The sequence below is a fragment of the Microcoleus sp. PH2017_34_RAT_O_A genome (assembly GCF_020737885.1).
In the GTDB taxonomy this organism is placed as follows: domain Bacteria; phylum Cyanobacteriota; class Cyanobacteriia; order Cyanobacteriales; family Microcoleaceae; genus Microcoleus.
The window spans coordinates 1-14,728 of record NZ_JAEQDD010000101.1; the positions used below are offsets into that span (position 1 = coordinate 1).

A 14,728-nucleotide genomic window follows, 5' to 3' on the forward strand; every position below is an offset into this window, starting at 1 on the left:
CTCTTTAAATAACACTTTGAGTGAGTCTGTAAGTTTCAACATGGCTTCAGTTTAGTTCATTCAGTCCGGGACGATTTATTTTTTGGAAGTCCCTAAGAAGGGGGGAAAAGAGTGTTCTCAAAGTCCCCCTTTTTAAGGGGGATTTAGGGGGATCGAGACTAAACTAGAAGTGCGCTTTATCAAGGCTTTTTGCTTGAGTCGATACTAGGATATATACTGCGTCCGAAGCTAGGTAGCCTGTCGCTGTTATTGCCAAATCTTGCGATTGCTTTCCTTCAGATCCGCTAACGTTCATCGCAATGACATATTCATCAAAATCCCGAAATCTAAAATCCAAAATCTCAAATCTAAAATCAGTATGCGTCCACTAGAACTTTTGCTCGAAGGATTTACCAGCTTCCGCCGGGAACAGCGCTTAGATTTTTCTCAACTCGATTTGTTTGCAATTACTGGTGCTACTGGTGCGGGCAAATCTTCACTGCTAGATGCCATGACTTACGCGCTTTTTGGTACGACAAATCGCAGTGGCAAACAAGTAGCTGATTTGGTAAGTCAAGGAAGCGAAAATTTAAAGGTGCAGTTGCGTTTTGCTGTGGGTTTGGCACAGTATCGGGTGACGCGGAGGTGGCGTTTTCGTCCGAAATCTCCCGAGAATAAGGTGATTTTGGAATGTTGGCAAGATGGCAATTGGGAAACTTTGGGGACGAGTATTGTTGCTGTTCAAAATACGATTGAACAGATTTTGGGGATGGATTTTGATACTTTTACAAGAGCCATTATTCTGCCTCAAGGCAAGTTTGATGAGTTTATTAAAGGAGATACTTCTAAACGCCGGGAAATTTTGCGGCAGCTAGCGGGATTTGAGATTTTTGAGCAGATGCGGAAGGAAGCAAACGACCTCGCAAAGTTGCTGAAACAAGAACGGGAAATGGTGGAAAGACAGTTGGCTGAGTTGAGCGCTCCGGCGGCGAATGAGGTGGAGCTAAAACGATCGCAACTTTGGATTTTAGAGCAGCAATTACCTCAGTTCGAGCGCGCTGTTATGGAAGCTCAGAAGGCTGTGGATGAAGAAGAACAGCTATTTTCCCAAATCACTCGCTGGCAAGAGTTGCAACAAGAATTAGCGCAATTAAATGCTAGTTCCGCCGAGATTACAATTTTAGCACAGCGTTTAGAAAGAGCGCAAGCTGCGAACCATTTACAGGGAGATTGGGCTTTATTGCGATCGGCTCGCAGTCAGTATGAAACTGCCGAAAGTGCTGCTTTATCAGCGCGGGAGCGGTTAACTAAAGCTCGCTCGGAGCTAGCAACAGAGCAGCAGCAATTTGAAGCAGCCAAAGCCAAATCTGAGGTATTAGCACCACAAATTAAGGCTCGCGAAGATGCTCTGGCTGCTGCAAAAGTATATGAAGAACAGCGCACTCAATTAGACAAAGAAGTTGCCCTCGCCCATAAAAATCAACAGGAAAAACTGCGGTTTCTTCAAGTAGCAGATAAAGAACTGCAAGCTGCTAATACTAAAATTCAGGCGGCTGGTTTTCGGGTTACTCAAGTAGCGGCAATGCTCGAAAAGTATTCGCCCGGAGGAAAGCGTTTTGAAAAATTGCAGGAAGTTGCACCTTTATTGATGGAACTTCAACTAATTGCCAAACAGGTAAAAACTCAGCGCGAACAGTTGAATAAATCTGTCGCCGAAAAAGCCAGCGCCGAACAGAATTACGTGCAGGTTGCGACTAATTTAGCAGCAGCAGAAATCAGGCTAAAAGAGTGCAGTGCCGAGTTAGAAGCGGTGGAAACTGCTAATGCGGAAGCGGCGCGTTTAGAGAGTGTTGCTGCTGTCAGGATGTCGCTGAATGCTGGCGATACTTGCCCGGTGTGCGGGGGGGTGCATCCTGAGAGCGATTTGCTCCCTGCTTTGCCGATTTCTAAGATTGTCGATGTTGCTGGTTTGCGCCGGAAAGTGGCGGCTGCAAATCAGGTTTTGCAAATTGCTCAAATGGCGGTGGCTGAGGGGAAAAGCGCAGTTTTTGCCTGCGAGCAAAAACAGTCAGAAATTGCTCTAGCATTGGAATTGACAGAGAAGAGAGTTGCTCAGTTGCAGCAGCAAATCACTCAAGTTCTGGAAAATCCGCAGTGGGAAGTCTTGCAGTTGCAGCAGGAGTTGGTTATACTTGCAGATAGCGATCGCCAATACCGCGAAACCGAGCAGCAATTCCAACTCGCATCCTTTGAATATAATAATTACGAACAAAGATTTAATTTTGCAGCGACGACTCAAGCAGCTAAACAGCAAGAATATCAAGATGCGATCGCCGAATCAGACCGTCGGAAGCAGCAGTTGCAAAGTTGTGTGAATGCGCTTTATCAAATTACGGAATATCAACCCTATGCTAATTTAGCAAAAGCTTTAGCAGAAGACAAGCAAGAGTTGGCAAATCTGCTGACAACTGCCGAAAAATCGTATCAAACCGCTCAAAATACTGCTATTCAAGCAGCCGAGAGAGAGCAACAAGCGGGGGAGGTTTTCGCACAAGCCCAAGCTAGCAAACAGCAGTTAAACCAGGATTGGTTAGCAAAATTAACAGCGGCTGATTTCACAGAAGAGACGTTTCTAGCAGCGGTGGCGCCCGTTAGCGAACAATCGCAGTGGGAAAATGCGATTCGGTGTGTACGCGAGTCAAAAATTCAGTTGGAGACGCGGGCGAAGGATTTAAGCGAGGCGATCGCAGGCAGGACTACCGATGAAGATATATTAGCACAAGTGCGATCGGCAAAACACGCCGCCCAAGAAAAATTCAAACAAGCCAACAACAACCGCGCCGAACTTTTAGCGTGGATTCAAGTAGCAGCCCAAACCCTCGAACAAGCCGAAAGACTGTCCCAGCAAATTACAAATTTCACAGAACAAGAGCAAACCTATCACACCTTAGCGCAGAATCTGAAATCCAACGAATTTCAATCCTACATCTTAGAACATTTAGAAGCAGAATTAGTCGGCAGCGCCACCTTGATTTTGCAAGAATTAACCGAAAATCGGTACAAGTTAAAAAACCAAGACGGCGAATACTGGGTAACAGATAATTGGAATGGCGGCGAAGCTAGACGAGTGCGAACCCTTTCCGGTGGCGAAACATTTGCCACTTCCCTATCAATGGCTTTAGCTTTATCAGAAAAACTATCTCAAGGAGCTCAACTGGGCAGCTTATTTCTGGATGAAGGATTCGGCACTTTAGATGCAGAAACCCTCGAAAGCGTCACTCAAATTTTAGAATCGTTGCGGCAGCGAGAAAGGCTAATTGGAGTGATTACTCACGTTAGAGGATTGGGTGAAAGATTGCCCGCACAAGTTAAAGTATTTAAGTCGCCCCAAGGTTCTAGAATAGAAATAGAAAGAGTTTAAAAGACCGGGCGGTTGGAAACCGCGTCTACACAAGCAAAACCCGCCTCCGCGGGTTGAAGATTTGCCCGTTAAAATTATGTTTTTTTTCTTCAGTTGTTTTCTTCAGTCCGCGGAGGCGGACTTCCCTTGTGTAGACGCGGTTTCAACCGCCGTATACAAACAAAATTAATCCTAAAAACAGACTTAAATTAAATGAAAAATTACCCAACTCGAATGCAATCAGTACAATCGCCAATCATCCCAGTAGTAGGCGAACTAATCCGGCAAAATCCGGGAACGATATCCTTAGGACAAGGCATAGTTTACTACAATCCGCCCCAAGAATCATTTGAAAAAATCCCCGACTTCTTCGCAAATCCCGACAATCATAAATACAAAGCAGTCGAAGGAATCCCAGAATTACAAGATGCCATCGCGGCCAAACTCAAAACAGATAACGGCATAGAAATTAACACCCAAAACTGCATAGTCGTTACCGCCGGCAGCAATATGGGATTTACCAATGCCATTCTCGCCATCACCTCGGCGGGAGACGAAGTTATCATTCAATCACCTTATTATTTCAACCACGAAATGGCTGCTGTCATGGCAAATTGCCGTCCCGTGATAGTAGAAACTGACGCCAACTATCAACTCAATATTGTTGCGATTAAAAAAGCAATCACCGAAAAAACGCGAGCAATTGTCACCATTTCACCTAACAACCCAACAGGCGCGGTTTATTCTGCCGAATCTCTCCGGGAAGTGAACGAGATTTGCCGCCAACACAATATTTATCACATCAGTGATGAAGCCTACGAATATTTTACCTATGACGGCGTGAAACACTGTTCGCCCGCAAGTTTTTCCAACAGCAGCGAACATACAATTTCCCTGTTTAGCCTTTCCAAAGCCTACGGTTTTGCGAGTTGGCGCATCGGGTATATGGTAATTCCACAGCATTTGCTGGTTTCGGTGAGGAAAATTCAAGATACCATCTTAATTTGTCCGCCGGTAATTTCCCAGTATGCAGCCCTGGGAGCCTTGCAAGTTGGTAGAGGTTACTGCGATAATTATGTAAGGGCGATCGCATTTGTGCGCCAACTCGTATTAGACGAACTCAATACCATCCAAAATCTGTGTACAATTTCCCCAGCCGCCGGGGCTTTCTACTTTTTCTTGAAAGTTGACACCGAACTCGATACAATGGAATTAGTAGAGCGATTAATTCGCGAACATCATGTAGCAGTGCTTCCCGGCACAACCTTCGGTATGGATAGCGGCTGCTATTTGCGCGTTGCTTACGGTGCCCTAGAAATTGCAACAGCAGCCGCAGGAATTAGCAGGCTTGTCAAAGGTTTGAAGACAATTTTAAACCAGTAACATAGGATATTAAAAAATGGTTGCAACTAACTTTAAATCTGAACGCATTCTTGAGAATGCCTCCGTTGAAAAAATTGCTACTTTGCGTGCTTTGATGGCAAACTATGACTTAGATTGCTATTTCATCCCAGCAGTTGACGAACACTTAAATTTATCAGTCCCAGCCGCAAAGCAGCGACGAGCTTGGATTTCCGGTTTTACGGGTTCGGCTGGCGATTTGTTAGTTGGCAAAAATTCGGCTTGGTTGTTTGTGGATTCCCGTTATTACGAACAAGCAGAGTTGCAAGTCGATGCCGGATTGATTCAAATATCGAAACTCGGCTTAGAAGGAAATTTAAGCTTAATTGAAACTTTAGAAAAACTGGCGACTGAATCTGCCCAAAAATTAACTAAAATTAGATTCGGTTTTGATCCGTTTACCGTAGCCACAGAGCAATATCAAAATTGGGTGAAAAAATTTGCAACAGTGGGAATTGAACTCGTACCGATACCGGAGAATTTAGCAGACAAGGTTCGACAAACAGCAGAGACTTTACCCGCGATTGACGAATCTCCTATATTTAGCTTACCAGCATCCCTGACCGGAGAAACCTGCGACGAAAAATTAGTCCGAGTCAGGGAAGCGATGCAGAAAGCCAACATCGACTTGCTCCCAATTACCAACCTCAATCAAATAGCGTGGCTGTTCAATCTGCGAGGCTCGGATATTCCCCACATTCCCATTTTCATATCCTACGCGATTGTCACCGCAGGTGCAGCATTTTTGTTGACAAATCTCGAACGAGTTTCACCGGAAATCGAGCAAGAATTGGCGGCGGCTGTAACTTTGCTTCCCTACTCCGACTATCCGTCAACCTTAGAACTTTGTTTGAATTTGCCGAAACAAGTTCGGGTGCTGTTAGATGCGAAACACAGTACAGCAGGCACTTACCAGTTATTGTTAAACCAGCAAAAAGCTAGTGAAAATAAGATAGAAATAGTTTTCGAGCCAAATCCCGTAGAAGGGATGAAAGCTCGGAAAAATCCTGTGGAAATCGAGCAGATGCAATCTGCTAATTTTAAGGCAAGTCGAGCTAAAACTCTAACTTTAAAGTGGTTGACAGAACAGCTAGAAAATGGTAATGTATTGACGGAGTTTGATGTTAAAGAAAGTATCGAAAGTTTTTATCAGCAAGAAGCTGATTTTCACATTTTAACATTTAGAACGATCGCAGGTGCGGGAGCAAATAGCTCGATCGTACATTACGGCACTCCCAGCCCCGAAATCACGCTAAAACCCGGAGAATTGCTGCTGCTAGACTCAGGCGCACAGTATCTAGCGGGAACAACCGACGACACCAGAACCATGATAGTCGGGGAACCGACAGCGCAGCAAATCGAACACTACACCACAGTTTTGATAGCACACATCAACTGTGCCATGCAGCAATTCCCGAAAGGTACAACCGGATCGCAGTTAGATGCGATCGCCCGTGCGGTATTATGGCAACAACAGCTAGATTACGGACACGGCACGGGCCACGGAGTCGGCGCATTTTTAGCCGGTCACGAAGGCCCCAACGGTATCAGCAAATTTGTCCAATATCCCCTCGAACCGGGAATGGTAACGAGTATCGAACCGGGATATTACGAACCAGGCTGGGGCGGAATTCGCCTTGAAAATCTCTACGTTGTCAGGGAAATGCCGTCTAAAAACGGTACGGCTTGGTACGGATTTGAACCGCTGACGTATATTCCGTTTGAGCAAAAATTGATAAATGTCGATCGGCTATCAACAACTCAACTACAATGGTTGAACAACTATCACGCTTCAGTAGTTGAGAAACTCTCACCCGTACTCGATACTGCTACAATCACCTGGTTGAAAAAAGCCTGTACTGCGTATTGAAAAAATAGGTACGTTGTTGGGCTTTAGCCCTCTTTCAAGATATAAATAAAGAGGGCTAAAGCCCAACAACGTACCTTGATTTGGATTATAATAAATTCGCCTTAAGCAAACGTCTTTTCAATCCAGAGCGACTGCTATATTTATTATGCAGTTGTTGAACCCGTGTGAAAAATTTAACTGTTTGTTTTTGATAATCCGCTAAATCTTGGAGTTTTAAAAGTAACAGCACTACTTCATCGTAAGAGCTAGAAGTTCCTTTTTGAATAAGAGCGTCTATATCTTCCCAAGCAGCCGTTTCTCGCTTAGCCAAAGCTTCTAAATCTCTGATTCGTGCAGCTTTAGCTTCCTGTCCTCTTCTTTCTTCTTCCTTCTTTTCTTCCTTTTCTGCGCTTGCTAAAAGCTGACGAATTGTTCGTTTACCGGGATTTTCCTCTTGTCTAACTTCTATCATTCCTGATAATTTCTTACTCAATTCAATAGACAGATTAGATTCTCCTTTGAGTAACCGCATTAAAAAAGTATCGACTTCAGAACGTTCAAGTTTTTTGATAGCTTCTTTGATGCTACTTTCAGGAATTGAAGGTTTAGCAACACTCGCACTGATTGCAGCTTTGAGTAGATGCTCATCGACTTCAAAAATATCGATAAAAGCCTGTAACGATGAAGATAACTTACCGAAATTAGGAGGAACAGGTGGTTCTAGCCCTTCTTCATCATTTTCATCATCTTCATTTTCTTCATCATCATCTTCATCTTCGTCGTCTAATTCATCAAGATAGGTAATCCCTTTCAGCCAAGCTAAATAAAGTAAACGATAATCTCCCTGCAAAATTTCCTGACGCAAACCTATCAAAGAGGATAAATTTCCTTCTCCCTCTATCCACCCATCAAAACCTTCTTCCTCATTAATAGAAATTTCTAAAATGACAAAATCATTAATTTCCGAAACCTCAACTATGTCTTCAACACAATATTGCCGCATCATCTCGATATCAATCAAACCTTTAGGGAAACGAAACATTAGTTGTAGCGATCCCCAATTAGCTATGTAAAACATAGCATCGAAATATTTGACTAATAATTGTTTTTCGTTGCCCGGTAAGTCTCCATAGCTATAGACAAAGATAGCTCTGCTAGAGCTGATTTGCGCGCGACTAGACAGTTTGCTGATTGCTTCTTGTTCGGATTGAGTCAAACGTCGATCGACGCTTTGAAACTCGTAATATTGATATTCGCTCATTTTGGGTTATTCCAAGTACATCGAAGAGATGGCAAAGGCTTCTTCCGGCGTACCGTAGAAACTGCCATTTGGGAACATACAAGGCTCGTATTTTTCACTGCTATAGGCGTAAAATCCCAGAGTCCAAGCTTCTTCATCACTAAAGTAACGCAGCCGACACAGGTGAAGGGGGTTATTTCGTCTTTGTTCTAAATATTCTTCACGAGATACGCGAAGCTCTTTGAACGGAAAATCTAAGGGGACATCAGGTTCTGTGTAGGCATCAACGTAACAAAATTGACTGCGAAAACGGATGCCTAGGCGAGTGTATTTACCAGCGTAGTTAGCAGCAGCATAATTAAGAATACGCTGTTTCACCCGTTCTTGAACTGCCGGTGGGATTTTAACTCCTCCTGAATGTGGATCTTTTACCCAAGGGGACATTTCGCTGCTCCGGTAAACTGCTGACAAAGTTAGTGTAGAATAACTTGCTAAGTTGAGTGGCCAACATTTAATCAAACTTGATAATCAGACGCTCAAGTTTGCGATCGCCCGATTCAATATAACCTTCAATATAACCATAGATATTTCTATTTTTGGAAAAAAGATTACGTTAACAATCAAAATTGCTGAGGCGGGTGACAAGGACTTTGAGACGCTTGCGGGGCAAAAAAAATTAAGGCTAGAAGTTATATCTAGCCTTAATTTCATGAAATAAGCTGGTGACAAGACTCGAACTTGCGACAGGCTGATTACAAATCAGCTACTCTACCAACTGAGTTACACCAGCAGTGAAAATTAATATAGCAAACTTATCGCCATTAGCGCAACCCCCTCAGCAAACTTTTTTGCAAATTCGCCCAAAACCTCTTCCGGTAAGGGCAGAACCGGAATTATCGTCTCCTGGGCGCACCCCGAGATCAGAAACCGGGTTTCTTCCGATATTTCTCGTCACTCAACCCAAATTTTTCGTAGAAACCCGGTTTCTAGCCCCTGTGGGTAAGTCGCGTGGTGGGGGCGGGTTTATCTAGATTGTTAATGGGAATTATAGATTGTTGGTGAACCCGCCCGTACAAGTATTGTGGTTAATTAGCGGATAGGATCTGAAAACAGCCAACTGCCAACTGCCAACTGCCAACTGCCAACTGCCTAATCGCAACACCAAATCTTAATTGTCTCATCCGCGCTGCCGCTGGCTAGCAAATTGCCCGAAGGTGCGATCGCCACCGAGTATACTGTACCCGAATGTCCCTCAAGAGTGCTCAACAGCTCCCCCGTCTGCAAACTCCAAATATTAATCTTATTATCATCGCAGCCGCTAGCCAAAGTCAAACCGTCCCTACTGATAGCAACCGAATCGCCCCGACTTACATAATTCCGCAAAATATGCACAGCCTCATTCATCCCTAAATTCGCTACACCCTTTCGCTTCGCAGAATTAGAATTTAAGATCCGCAACAAACTGCCCGTGTGCAAATTCCGCAGCTTAATCGTATAATCATTGCTGACGCTAGCCAGAATTTGACCGTCCGGCGCGATCGCCACAGAATTCACCCCAACATTCAAACCCGAAAGAGTCCGCAGCAACTTACCGCTTTCCACATCCCAAACCTTGCTCGTCGCATCCGAACTCCCGCTCGCCAATATCTTACCATCCGGGCTAAAAACCACCGCATTCACATTGTCTGAATGACCCCTCAAAGTCCGCAGCAACTCACCAGTTCGCAAATTCCACAGCTTAATCGTATTATCAGCCCCGCCGCAGCTAGCAATTATCTGCCCCTTCGGATTGATCGCCACCGAATTCACCTCCATAGAATGTCCTGGAAAAGTACACAATAGATCGCCATTGTACAAATTCCAAAACTTAATTGTTTCGTCCGAACTGCCGCTGACCAACATTTTTCCGTCATAGCTAATAGCAACCGAATTTACGCGATCGGAATGTCCCGTCAAAGTGCCAACTAATTCCCTTGTTTCTAAATTCCAAATCTTAATAGTTTTATCCCAACTGCCACTAGCCAGAATTTCGCCATCAGGACTAATCGCCAGAGAATTCACAAACGATGAATGTCCCGGCAGCGTGTAAGCGCACCGCCATTTCAGATTTTTTAATTTGTGAGCGAACTCCTTCGCCCGCTTTGATTTCGCCTCAGCTTCCTGTCTGCTTTTTAGTGCCTCCTCCTCCAAACGCTTGCGTTCCGCCCTAGCTTTCGCCTCTCGCAGTGCTAACCGCCGCATCTCTCCCTTATAGGTTATTCGCTGCTGCTCCTGAATTTCTTTAAGAGTTTCCATATACGGTAGGGCCCAATCTTGAGAAAACCATTCCTGAGCAAATTCCGCCTCTAAATTAAATAGCTGAGGTTCGTGAGTAAAATCTATTTTTAAATAATACAAATCCGCTAAAAAAGCCGCCAGCAACTTATGAATTGTCACAATTATTTGCCGAATAATCCGCAGTCTCACCTTTTCATCTTTCCCCTCGGCTTCCAACTGGTGATAAACTTCTTCCCAATTCCAAGGCTGCATCGCCACTAGGGAAACATTCTGATTGATGATTCCCCAAAAACCGACATGAAAATTAACTTCATAATCGCTGATGTCGCTGTACAATATAGCGGTTGGCACGGGAGACAAAACAGTCTGCAACCGCTCCACATCAATATCAGAAATAGGGTTTTTGAAATAATCTCCGTAAAACTGAACTGGAGAGGATTCTCCGTGCTGGGGGTAGTGCTGGTTCAAAAAAGTTCTCAACTTAGCCGGCAGCTCGATATTCAGATTGTGGCGAAACGAATCCGGGCAATCTTGGCTAATTTTGGCCGGAGCAACTAACAACAGCAATCGGTGCTGCTGCTGCTGCAAAATCTGTTCAGTTTCCTGCCTGCTCAAATTGGAAAACCAGTTGTCCCTGTCCCAAATAATTTGAATTTCGTTCAGCTTAACTCGAATTGCTTCTGATTGAATCTCCCGCATTAACTCGCGGCCAAGCCGACTAATAGTCCGCTGATCTCTCAATTCTTCCGCCCTAATTCGATTGGCGCGTTCTTCCTTTACCTTTTCTTCTTCTATGCTGGCGATCGCAATTAACTCTTGTTCTCGGGCCTGCTGCCGCTGCAAATACTTCACTTGTGCTTTAGTCCAGCGGGGGTCTTTTTTGATTTGCTGGTTCAAAGCAGAAGAACCAGACGGCTCAATTTCTGCATAGCGTTCGTTGACAGCGCTTGCTCCCAATCTTTCTCCCAATTCGCAGGCTACAGGTTTCAACAGTTCAATTAGGGTATCTGAGACGGGGCGAGGTAATACCATTTTAGATTTTAGATTTTAGATTTTAGATTGTCTGAGATTTCCGATTTTAGATAATCTATTAAATTTTAGATTGTCTTTCTTAAATAACTTATGAGATTTTAGATTGTCAATTGTAGAGGAGTTATTCGATGTATTGGAGATGTCTGACAATCGAATCAATTTCCTAACGAGATTTACTTGGCAGGCTGCGATCGGATTCCCCCCACGACGCGAAAGCCCCTAAAAAACACTATCTAGAGTCGATCGCCCTTTCTCCGAAACTCGCAACTCCAGCCTTTGACCTTTGAGGTCTCGCCCAGGTTTACAGCCTCAGCAGCAGCTTAACTTAACAATGTTTATATTCTTTACATTTTACTGCGAATCCAGGCGTACAGCACCGGGCAACTAGGCTAAGAGACGCCCGATCGACCTTTTTTTTTACCAATTTTTTTTGCTTATTGCCATTTCGCTCGCCCTTGTCTATAATCGTACTTCACCACCATAATTACGGTATCCCGACCTAATAACCGTACTTTAGTAAAGGAACAAATATAATGAGCCCGTGGCAACACCTAACTCAACAATTTCACCGACCACAACAGCTACCAATTAGCCAAAATCGATCGCTGACTGCACTTAAAAGATTTGTGTCGCTATTTGTAGTAGGAATAACTTTAAGTTTGGCAATTGTATCCTGCCAGCAGGGAACCCCAACAAACCCAGCAGCCAACAAAGGCAAAGTAGAATTAACCCTCGTTTCCTTCGCCGTCACCAAAGCAGCCCACGAAGCGATAATTCCCAAATTTGTAGAAAAGTGGCAAAAAGAAAAAGGACAAACCGTCACCTTCAGCCAAAGTTACGGCGGTTCCGGTTCCCAAACCAGAGCAGTAATTGACGGATTAGAAGCAGACATCGTACACCTAGCCCTCGCCCTCGACACCGCCAAAATCGAGAAAGCCGGACTCATCCAACCAGGCTGGGAAAAAGAAGTTCCCAGCGAAGGTATCGTCAGCAAATCCGTAGCAGCAATAGTCACCCGCGAAGGCAATCCCAAAGGCATTAAAACCTGGGAAGATTTAAGCAAAGACGGAGTTAAATTGATCACCGCCGATCCCAAAACCTCAGGCGTTGCTCGCTGGAATTTCCTAGCACTTTGGGGTTCGGTAATTAAAACCGGAGGAGACGACACCAAAGCATTAGAGTTTACCACCAAAGTCTACAAAAATGTTCCGATTCTGACTAAAGATGCCCGCGAAGCTATGGATGCTTTTTTTAAACAAGGCCAAGGCGACGCCTTAATAAATTACGAAAACGAAGTTATTTTAGTAGCTGAGAAAGGCGAAAAACCGAGTTATATTATTCCCGATGTGAATGTGTCGATCGACAATCCCGTTGCGATCGTCGATAAAAACGTGGACAAACACGGCACTCGCGAAGTCGCCGAAGCCTTTGTCAAGTATCTGTACACTCCAGAAGCCCAGCGAGAATTTGCCAAAGCAGGATTTCGCCCAGTAGATGAGACAGTCGCCAAAGAAGCAGAATTTGCCCAAAAATATCCCGCCGTCAAAACCCTATTTACAGCTAAAGATTTGGGAGGTTGGGGAGAAATTCAGAAGAAATTCTTTGATGACGGAGCCGCGTTTGACAAAATCCAAGGATCGATTAAACGCTAATTCCCGAATTACCCGCTCGTAGTGAGGACTTCAGTCCTCTCCAAACGGTTCGATCGTTCGGACTTCAGTCCTCCCCAAAATATTAGCTTTTCAAGGACTTGCATTCCTTACTACAAACGAAGAAATACTCAAACCTAAATGGCAGTATCATCTCCAGCAACCAACCCTCAATCTGCGATCGCCAATATCAAAAGAGCGATCGGCAAAATCACACTACCTTGGGGAATCACCATCGGCTACCTCAGCCTAATGCTATTTCTGCCAGTCACAGCCATGCTGCTAAAAGCCAGCACAGCAAACCCCGGCGAATTTTGGAAAATTGCCACAAGCCCGATCGCCCTTTCCGCCTACGATGTCACCTTCGTCACATCATTAATCGCAGCCCTAATCAACGGAGTCTTCGGCACATTAATAGCCTGGGTATTAGTCCGCTACGACTTTCCCTTAAAACGCATTGTCGATGCAGCAGTCGATTTACCCTTTGCGCTACCAACATCCGTTGCAGGTTTAACCCTCGCCACAGTTTACAGCGATAACGGCTGGATCGGTTCGCTATTTGCACCATTAGGAATCAAGATATCATTCACTCGCTTGGGCGTAGGCGTAGCCATGATCTTTATATCCTTACCCTTCATCGTGCGAACTGTACAGCCAGTTTTACACGAAATGGAAAAAGACATCGAAGAAGCAGCTTGGTGCTTGGGTGCTTCTCAATTTCAAACCTTTTGGCGAGTAGTTTTACCGCCGCTCTTTCCGTCAATTTTAACCGGAGTTGCCCTCGGATTTTCCCGAGCCGTTGGCGAGTACGGTTCGACGGTAATTGTAGCAGCCAACGTACCGTTTAAAGATTTAATTGCACCTGTTTTGATTTTCCAAAGATTGGAACAGTACGACTATGCAGGAGCCACAGTAATCGGCACTGTCATGTTAGGTATTTCCCTAGCAATGCTGTTCACAATTAATATTTTACAAGCCTGGAGGAGACGCTATGACGGCTGAGATCAATTTATCTAAAAATTACACAGTTCCGCCAGCGGGTTCGTCGCGGGGCAAAGAAAAAGCCTGGGTAAAGCCAACTTTGATCGGAATTGCGATCGGCTATCTCGGCCTCGTCTTATTTATCCCAACCCTCAACGTTTTTTACCAAGCATTCAAAAAGGGAGTCGAGCCATTTTTCGCCAACTTAACCTCGGCAGATTTTCTCTCAGCCGCACAGCTAACCCTGCTGATAGCTCTGATAGTTGTACCTATAAACACAGTATTTGGTTTGTGTGCAGCTTGGGTAATCGGCCGCAATAAATTTCCCGGACGCACCCTATTAATCACCATTTTAGACGTGCCGTTTGCCATCTCTCCCGTAGTCGCAGGTTTAATGATTGTACTGCTTTACGGTCGGCTGGGATGGTTCGGCCCGTGGCTGGAAACTGCTGGAATTAAGATTATATTTGCTTTCCCAGGAATGGTGCTAGCTACTGCTTTTGTCACTCTACCTTTTGTTGCCCGCGAAGTGATTCCTGTTTTGGAAGAAGTGGGAACCGATCAAGAAGAAGCGGCGAAAACTTTGGGAGCAAATGATTGGCAAATCTTCTGGAATATCACGCTACCGAATATTCGCTGGGGCTTGCTTTACGGTGTGATTTTGACAAATGCTAGAGCAATGGGAGAATTTGGAGCTGTTTCTGTGGTATCGGGAAATATTGCTAAAAAAACCCAAACTTTGCCTTTATTTGTCGAGGATGCTTACAAGCAGTACGCGACGCAAGCAGCATTTTCCGCTGCGGTAGTTCTCGGTTTGTTAGCTGTTGTTACTCTCGTGCTTAAGGAGATTTTGGAACGGAAAACTAGCATTAAGGAAGTTGACAGTTGACAGTTGACAGTTGACAGTTGACAGTTGACAG

General features: G+C 44.6%; 9 protein-coding genes and 1 tRNA gene. 6 read left to right on the plus strand and 4 right to left on the minus strand.

The genetic code is table 11. The features are described from left to right. The first annotated feature begins 358 nt into the window (after window positions 1-358). The 3 genes from JGK11_RS26900 to JGK11_RS26910 all read left to right on the plus strand — a co-directional run bounded on the left by JGK11_RS26900 (window position 359) and on the right by JGK11_RS26910 (window position 6,650). Window positions 359-3,400, plus strand: coding sequence for an SMC family ATPase (locus JGK11_RS26900; RefSeq protein ID WP_293213573.1), 3,042 nt, complete (start codon window positions 359-361; stop codon window positions 3,398-3,400). Window positions 3,401-3,592: 192 nt separating this feature from the next. Further along, window positions 3,593-4,762: a pyridoxal phosphate-dependent aminotransferase gene (locus JGK11_RS26905; protein ID WP_293213575.1), complete on the plus strand. Its 1,170-nt coding sequence runs from the start codon at window positions 3,593-3,595 to the stop codon at window positions 4,760-4,762. 16 nt (window positions 4,763-4,778) lie between these two features. Then, a complete protein-coding gene (locus tag JGK11_RS26910) occupies window positions 4,779-6,650 on the plus strand; it encodes an aminopeptidase P family protein (protein WP_293213578.1) in 1,872 nt (623 codons plus the stop codon). 85 nt (window positions 6,651-6,735) lie between these two features. On the opposite strand, the gene JGK11_RS26915 is transcribed toward JGK11_RS26910, so the two are convergent. From JGK11_RS26915 to JGK11_RS26930, 4 genes are all read right to left on the minus strand, one after another. Then, window positions 6,736-7,890 (minus strand): hypothetical protein, encoded by a 1,155-nt coding sequence (locus tag JGK11_RS26915; protein ID WP_293213581.1) that lies wholly within the window; start codon window positions 7,888-7,890, stop codon window positions 6,736-6,738. A 6-nt stretch (window positions 7,891-7,896) separates the two neighbouring features. Continuing rightward, a complete protein-coding gene (locus JGK11_RS26920) occupies window positions 7,897-8,313 on the minus strand; it encodes a hypothetical protein (RefSeq protein ID WP_293193278.1) in 417 nt (138 codons plus the stop codon). A 273-nt stretch (window positions 8,314-8,586) separates the two neighbouring features. Next, window positions 8,587-8,659: transfer RNA gene (locus JGK11_RS26925), tRNA-Thr, on the minus strand. A 359-nt stretch (window positions 8,660-9,018) separates the two neighbouring features. Further along, window positions 9,019-11,178, minus strand: a complete 2,160-nt coding sequence (locus JGK11_RS26930; RefSeq protein WP_293186029.1) for a serine/threonine protein kinase — start codon at window positions 11,176-11,178, stop codon at window positions 9,019-9,021. A gap of 533 nt (window positions 11,179-11,711) precedes the next feature. Between JGK11_RS26930 and JGK11_RS26935 the strand changes: the two genes are divergently transcribed. From JGK11_RS26935 to cysW, 3 genes are all read left to right on the plus strand, one after another. Next, complete coding sequence (locus JGK11_RS26935) at window positions 11,712-12,830, plus strand: sulfate ABC transporter substrate-binding protein (RefSeq protein WP_293193277.1); 1,119 nt, start codon at window positions 11,712-11,714, stop codon at window positions 12,828-12,830. A 138-nt stretch (window positions 12,831-12,968) separates the two neighbouring features. Beyond that, window positions 12,969-13,829: a sulfate ABC transporter permease subunit CysT gene (gene cysT / locus JGK11_RS26940; RefSeq protein ID WP_293186033.1), complete on the plus strand. Its 861-nt coding sequence runs from the start codon at window positions 12,969-12,971 to the stop codon at window positions 13,827-13,829. Next, window positions 13,819-14,697 carry a sulfate ABC transporter permease subunit CysW gene (gene cysW / locus JGK11_RS26945; RefSeq protein ID WP_293213583.1) on the plus strand — a complete coding sequence of 293 codons (879 nt, stop codon included), beginning with the start codon at window positions 13,819-13,821 and terminating at the stop codon, window positions 14,695-14,697. The genes cysT and cysW overlap by 11 nt, the downstream gene beginning before the upstream one ends. The last annotated feature ends 31 nt before the right edge of the window (window positions 14,698-14,728 follow it).